At 40.1% G+C, this 6,750-nt stretch carries 4 protein-coding genes; 2 read left to right on the top strand and 2 right to left on the bottom strand.

Annotated elements, in window-relative coordinates; genetic code table 11:
* A partial coding sequence (tnpC, locus tag WA381_RS20725; protein WP_156086148.1) for an IS66 family transposase occupies positions 1-936 on the top strand: 936 nt, incomplete at its 5' end.
* Between the two features lie 95 nt (positions 937-1,031).
* Complete coding sequence (locus tag WA381_RS20720; RefSeq protein WP_156086147.1) at positions 1,032-1,328, top strand: hypothetical protein; 297 nt, start codon at positions 1,032-1,034, stop codon at positions 1,326-1,328.
* An 80-nt stretch (positions 1,329-1,408) separates the two neighbouring features.
* Here the strand turns inward: WA381_RS20720 and WA381_RS20715 are convergent, their stop codons facing one another.
* Both WA381_RS20715 and WA381_RS20710 read right to left on the bottom strand, forming a co-directional pair.
* Entirely contained in the window at positions 1,409-4,216 is a 2,808-nt protein-coding gene (locus tag WA381_RS20715) for a TonB-dependent receptor domain-containing protein (protein WP_156086146.1), read from the bottom strand.
* A gap of 361 nt (positions 4,217-4,577) precedes the next feature.
* The gene (locus tag WA381_RS20710) at positions 4,578-6,698 is read right to left on the bottom strand and encodes a winged helix-turn-helix domain-containing protein (protein WP_156086145.1); all 2,121 of its coding nucleotides are present in this window, start codon (positions 6,696-6,698) and stop codon (positions 4,578-4,580) included.
* Positions 6,699-6,750: the final 52 nt, after the last annotated feature.

The raw sequence follows: 6,750 nt of genomic DNA, 5'->3' as shown, positions 1-6,750 counted from the left end.
ATGTTCGCCCAGTACGGCATTGAGCTGTGTCGGCAAACCATGTCAAAGTGGATGATAAAAAGCGGTAACATCTTCGAAATCTTATACGACATGATGCGGCGAATATTATTGGAGCAACCGGTTATCTTTAGCGATGACACCACCGTCAAAGTCGTGGGCGATAATAAGGCAAAATCCTACATGTGGTTATATGGCTGCGGGGCAGATTCGCCTGCTGGCAAAATAGTGGATAGTGATATTCCTAATATTGTGCTGTTTGATTATAACAGTGGCCGAGGCGGCCAAGTGATAGTGGATTATTTAGACGGTTACGATGGGTACATGCATGCCGACGGCTATCCTGGCTATCATAAAACACAAGCGACCATTGTCGGCTGCTGGGCACATGCTAGGCGCAAGTTCACTGATGCGCAAAAAGCCATGGGCAAAAACAAAAGTGGCAAAATTAACTGGGCGATTAACCACATTAAAAAGCTATATCGAGTCGAAACGCTCATCAAAGATAAAAACATCGATGAGCGCTATCACATTCGCCAAGAGCAAAGCCTGCCATTGCTTAATGAGTTTAAAACATGGCTCATTCAATCTAAAAGCCAAGTGCTAGGACAAACCGACTTAAGCGATGCCATCCAATATTGTTTAAATCAATGGGAAAAGCTTGAGCGTTATACGCTTGATGGACGCCTCAGCATTGACAATAATCGCGCAGAACGCTCAATTAAGCCCTTCGTGAATGGCAGGAAGGCATGGTTGTTATCACAAACTGCAAAGGGTGCTAAGGCCAGTGCGATACTCTATTCAACCGTAGAGAGCGCAAAAGCCAATGGGCTTGTGCCTTACGATTACATCACCCATTTACTCGAAGCCTTTACGCAGCCTGAGCCTGACATCGAGCAATTACTGCCTTGGAATGTTAAGTTAGGTGACGGTCTTTAGGCGACGGTTACGTTAAACAAAGCTAGTGGTAAATATGTATCAAACTTATCACTGTGTTGAGTTGGTCTGAATGGGGCATGATTTATAAATAATAAGTGTCTAAAAAAGATGTAGAAAAAGTGGTTGAGTTTAGATATCAACCACTTGAAGAGGGGTGGGTGTCAACAAACAACGCAATAAAACGCTTTGGTAGTATCCCCAATAGTGACATAGCTCAGCACGCTTTGATCAATGAAGGGATGCCTTTCTCTGTATTTTCAAAATTAACAGAATTAGCAGGGCTTAATTGTGTGATTCATAGCAACGCACCTGTATATAAGTATAGCAAAGAGGCCAAGTTTTTTGACGATATTCAAAAAAGCCATCTCGCTGGTTTGAAGGCTTTTTATTAAGATTATTTCAACCGTGTCGTGGTTACTCACCTAGAGTCAATTGCCATGGACACGGCTAACCTTGATTAGCTTTTACCATATTAAAAGTTATATTCACCTCTAACATAAAATGTACGACCTAACTGATCAACGTATCGCGGGTCATAACCAACTTGATAACCACCACCTGAAGTACGCAATGATAATGGAGGTTGGCGATCAAGTAAGTTTTTGATACCAAAACCAACTTGCGCACTGTCATTGATCTGCCACTTTGTCAGGTAATCAACTGTAAGGTAACTACTTACATTACGTTCAACTGACTGGTCAAAGCCTTGACTAATATCAGACTGATAGCGGATCTGTGAAGCATTTGCCGAGTAGGATTGATCTTCATAACCACTCTGATAGTTTAGATTAACCGAGTGTGCAAAATCTCCATGACTAAAGTTATTCGCCCACTGCATTTTGTGTGGGAAAGTCACAGTACTATTTGGACCAAATTTACCTAGGCTAGTGTCATAGATATCCACTGTTCCCACTCGTAACGTTTCACTTTCAAAGATATAAGTACCTCGTAGAGTTGAACTAAGGTACCCCATAGAAAAGTCATGCCCTATTGAAACAGCCCAATCAATACCCTGGTTATTTGATTTACCAATGTTCACTGGTGCTTGCAATACTTGGATTTCCAACTCGCCACTTAGCTCATTTAAAAGCGTGCCATAAAGACTATTGTAGGTAACTGGATCGGCAAATATCTGTCGCTGAGTCACTCTCTTAACTTGATTTGTAAGGTTTATCTGCCACCAATCAACACTCACACTAAACTCATTAGAGGGCGCATAAACAAATCCAGCAGAACGTTGTTTTGAGGTTTCTGGTTGAAGCTCATTATTACCTGACGTTGCAACATTATATTGCTGTAATTGCGGGAAGCAATACTGCGCTAAAGGGTGTGGTTCAGAAAGTGGGCAATCATAGCTTTGAGATGTAACACCGGCATCTACTTTAGGCCCTGCAATATCTATCATTGATGCAGCTTTAAAGCCGGTACCAATTGAGCCTCGAAGTAACAAATCTTCATTGGGGCGATATGCGAAGGATAACTTATAAGTTGTGTCTGATGCGTCATTGTTAACTTTCTCTGCATTAGCGGCACGCTTACCATCATAAACAGCACCGATATTATCGTAACGAGCCGCAGCGGTAACTTCTAATCCGTCAATAATAGGCGCAACAGCCTCTAAGTAAACACCATAAGTCTCTCTTGATAAGTCATACTCAGCGTCTGGCGTACCGGTTAAAATAGAGTCCTTATTGGCTTGACTGGTAATACTAATAAACTCATTGTCTCGATAATCAAATCCGCCACCGACATAAACCATACCAGCGGGTAATTCAAATGCTGGTGCTGACGCTCTACCTTCAATCGCGCTTGTTTTAGTTTTGAGTGTGTCCCAATTACCACTGTAGGCAATTGCGCGTAGCGCTTCGTTCGTGCTTTCGGGCAATTGGTCAGGTCTAGCAAATACATCGATAGCTCCACTATCAAGCAAAGCAGTTAGTTGGTCAGTTATTAAATAACCCGACACCATATTCCTGTCACGTGAACTGTTAGCTTTTGTAAAGGCCAAGTCATAGGACAAATCGCCATAGTCACCACGAATTCCAGAGGTGAAATTAAATGTATCAGTATCGTATTCGTTAGAGCGACTACCAGCAGGACGTGTACGCCAGCGGATTCTAACATCCGAAAGAGCATTATACTGCTCAGCAGTTAACAAAGGTTGAACTAGGTTAGTAACAAAAGGCGAATCCAATTCAAACTTGTAATTATTTAGCGTGTTGGCTGCGATACGGGTTGTGATACTGTAGTTTGAATAGCTTCCTGAGGCATATAATTCAGCGTTATCATTCAGATAAACACTGCCTTGAAGGTATAAGTTATCACTTTTACTTTCAGGTGAAATTTCTAAATTTTCTGTGAAATCATAAATACATGTATCACCAGAAGCGTAGTTAAATTGTGCACACTCACCGTTGATTTCAGCATATGGATTATATGACTTACTCGTCGAACCATCGATTTCTTTATCGAAGTTTAAATATAAATTTGCTGGAATGGCATTAGATGAAGCTTGTACCAAAAATAAATCTTCACCATTGTAGTTAAAAGGCACAATCCCTGTTTTGCCGAATTCACGATCAAGTGAACGTATATTTTCGTTTTCAAAATGATAGTAGGTCATCAATATATTAAAGCCATCGGTACCTAAGTTGCCAAATCCACCCGTAATACTGAATTCAGAACTTTCACCACCAGCTTCTTGAGGCTTATCAGCTCTAGCACTAACTGTCACGCCTTCAACGTCATCTTTCATGATGAAATTTACTACACCAGCAATAGCATCAGAGCCATATAACGCTGAGGCACCATCCTTCAATATGTCAACACGTTTAATCGCTGCCAACGGAATAGAACTAATATCAACTGTGCCGCCACTATCAGCTGACGCCATTCGGCGTCCATTAAGTAGAACCAGAGTATATGAGCCGCCAAGATCTCTCAAAGATACGGTTTGTTTACCATTGTTACCACTGCTATCGCCCCCACCAACTGACTGAGCGCCAACCTGATAGCCTTGCATTGCTGGAATTTTTTGAATTAATTCAGATACTGATGTCGCCCCAAAGTTGGCAATATCTTCAGCGCTAATGGTAGTCAAAGGCAAAGCACCCTCTATATCTGTTCTTTTTATACTAGAACCTGTTACTTGAATTCGTTCTACCGACTTCTCATCTTCAAATGCGCTTTCGGCAGCTGAGGCCGTACCAAGTGCAGTTAATAGCGACAATGAGATTAAGGATAGCTTTTGGTCCATGATTTTTATTTTTCTACTGTACATTTTAATTTCCAAAGAATTACTTTTAATTGATAGCTTTGGTCTTCGCCAAAGATGCTTAAATTGAGCAATTCAATTTAGCCCTCACCAGTGTTAATTCGAACAGAAGTAAAATTCAAGCATCGAGTCTCTTTTTAAGCTCTATTGTAAGTCTTTTATTTATCTTTTCTTTTAAATACAACAGGTTAGGGTGTACAGAAAGATTAGCACTAGATATTGACAATCAACTAAACAGATTGCTATTCATGCCATCTTGAATTTTGAAATGGGGATTGAGTAGGGTATAAGTTGAATTAGAGTGTTAGCGGTTTAAAATATAATACCTTAATTTATCATGTGTTTACTCAGAACGCCTACCTCTTCTTTATAAACTTGGATGAGAAAGTTGTTTGATATCTGTGTTAACAAACTCTTGTTCAGCAATCACTAGCTTATTTTGGCTAGGAATATAAGTAATAGATGATTTACGCGAAATGGTTCCAAAAGGCAGTTTTACCAAAGGACTAATTTCTTGAGTATGAAAGTCAAAAAATTGAATTTGATGATAGTTAGCATAATCATGTTGAAAAAACACGCCATCTTCAGTTAATTCCCAATGATGCTCGACCTGAAACACATTGTTATTAAGTACTTGTATTGGTTTATCTGCCTTAAAACTTGGCGTGTACCGCCACAAGCCTAGATTGCGGCCCTTTGTAAACCAGATATCACCATTTCGCGCTTGTTCTGCGTAAGTGACCGCTTGATCAATAATAATGTATGGGGGCTTTTCGTCTATAGGAAATCCGTAAAGTGCCAAATTACCTTTAAACTTAGCCCCTGCAAGCAGCCCACTATCATCACGCAGCCAAGAAGGTCTGTAGTGCTGATCAAATTCACTATCCATCTGGGTTAAGTTGCCTTCCTGAAGATTAAGTACAAACAATGCGCTGCGTTTGGTTTTTGTATCGGGCGCCAAAAAAGCTATAGATTGCCCATTATGCGACCACCTTGGCGACGACAAGTGTCTTTTCAATTTAGTCAGTTGTTTTCGATTACTCCCATCGGGATCTGCACGCCAAATTTCTTCATACCCCGACTCAGTAGAAATAAAAACGATACTGTTATTTGCCTCACTATAATGCGGGTCTTTATAGATATAATTAGAATGGATCAATGGAAAAAGTGTCGCACCTGTTGTTTCACTTAAGTCTAACGTGGACAATTTAGTTATATCTTCTCGACTGTGATAAACAACCTCATGGCTATTAGGTACAAAACTAGGATAACTAAATCCATCAACATTAAGGTTAATCGTTGATTTATCTTTTAACGACACTAGATAGCCTTTTCGTCGTCCAGATTCCTCACTGCCATAAATAATACGATCGCCATTTGGATGCCAGGTTAAGCCTCGTAACCGCCCCTTAGTTGCCACTAGGTATTCCATTTGCTGCGTGTTTAAATCATATAAAAATAAGTCTTCTTTCATTCCGTCGCTTGCGGAACGAGATAACGCTAACTGCTTAGCATCAGGTGAAAAGGCTACATCCAAGTCCTGAAAGCGGCACTTCTGATGACAAGCTAATAGTTTGGCTTCCATCGCCTCACTTTTTAGATCAATTAATTTTACATTCAAATGTTGATCGTTTTGTTTTTTAACAATATATGCCAAAAAGCTGCCGTCTGATGAAATGGTCAGCGAAAAGTCTTTTTCGGCATCACATGTGGCAATTTTATTTTCCAGCATTGTGACAATATTTAATTGCACAACATCACATCGTTTAAAATCCCAATGTTTACGCTGAAAGAAAACCACCTCGCTGTTTGGATGCCAAACCGCGCGTCCTTCATAATCTTCAGTAAAGGTAATTTGTTTTGAAGATGAGTTTTTATCTTGAAGATCTTTAATATACAAGTTTGGCGATCCTGTTATGTGACGCCAAGTAAAAATCAGATAACGTTCATTGGGCGAGACCGTTGGATACACTTCACGTCCAGGTTCTGATGTCAGGTTGAGGATTTTGCTGCTTTTGGTTGCAAAAGGTAGCAATGACAGCTGCCAAACTAAGATGAAAGTAACTAAAGCTAAAGCGACTAAGATCACTTTTTTACCTAATGCATTGGATTGTTTTTTCTCTGCCTTTGCAGGATCGCTTTCATCGTTGCTTTCAATTAAAGGCTGGATATATTCTGGCTTTGTTAATAGCCGGTAACCCTTTCGACGGACAGTTTCTAGATTAATATTATCAAATTGCTTGAATTCATTGCGCAAGTTCCAGATGGCATTAGTTAGGGCTTTTTCACCTACTGGAAAGTTACCATCCCATACCGCTTCAATTAATTCTTCTCGGGTTACTAACCGAGGAAATTGCGCTGCTAGATAGGCTAATACATGAATAAACTTAGGTTGCAGTAACTTAGTCTGACCATCGGGAAATATTATTGAATAATCGTTTGGTTTGATTAAGCACGACTCAAGTTTAAACGGAACAGATACTGCCATGCAGTGGACATCACTTCAAATCAATAGGTTAACTAAAAGGTTACAAAATTAA

It is taken from the genome of Alteromonas sp. CH_MED4-4 (genome assembly GCF_037029575.1).
Lineage (GTDB): Bacteria > Pseudomonadota > Gammaproteobacteria > Enterobacterales > Alteromonadaceae > Alteromonas > Alteromonas macleodii.
Note: the sequence above shows the minus strand (reverse complement) of the source record. Positions and strands in the feature narration are given on the sequence as shown.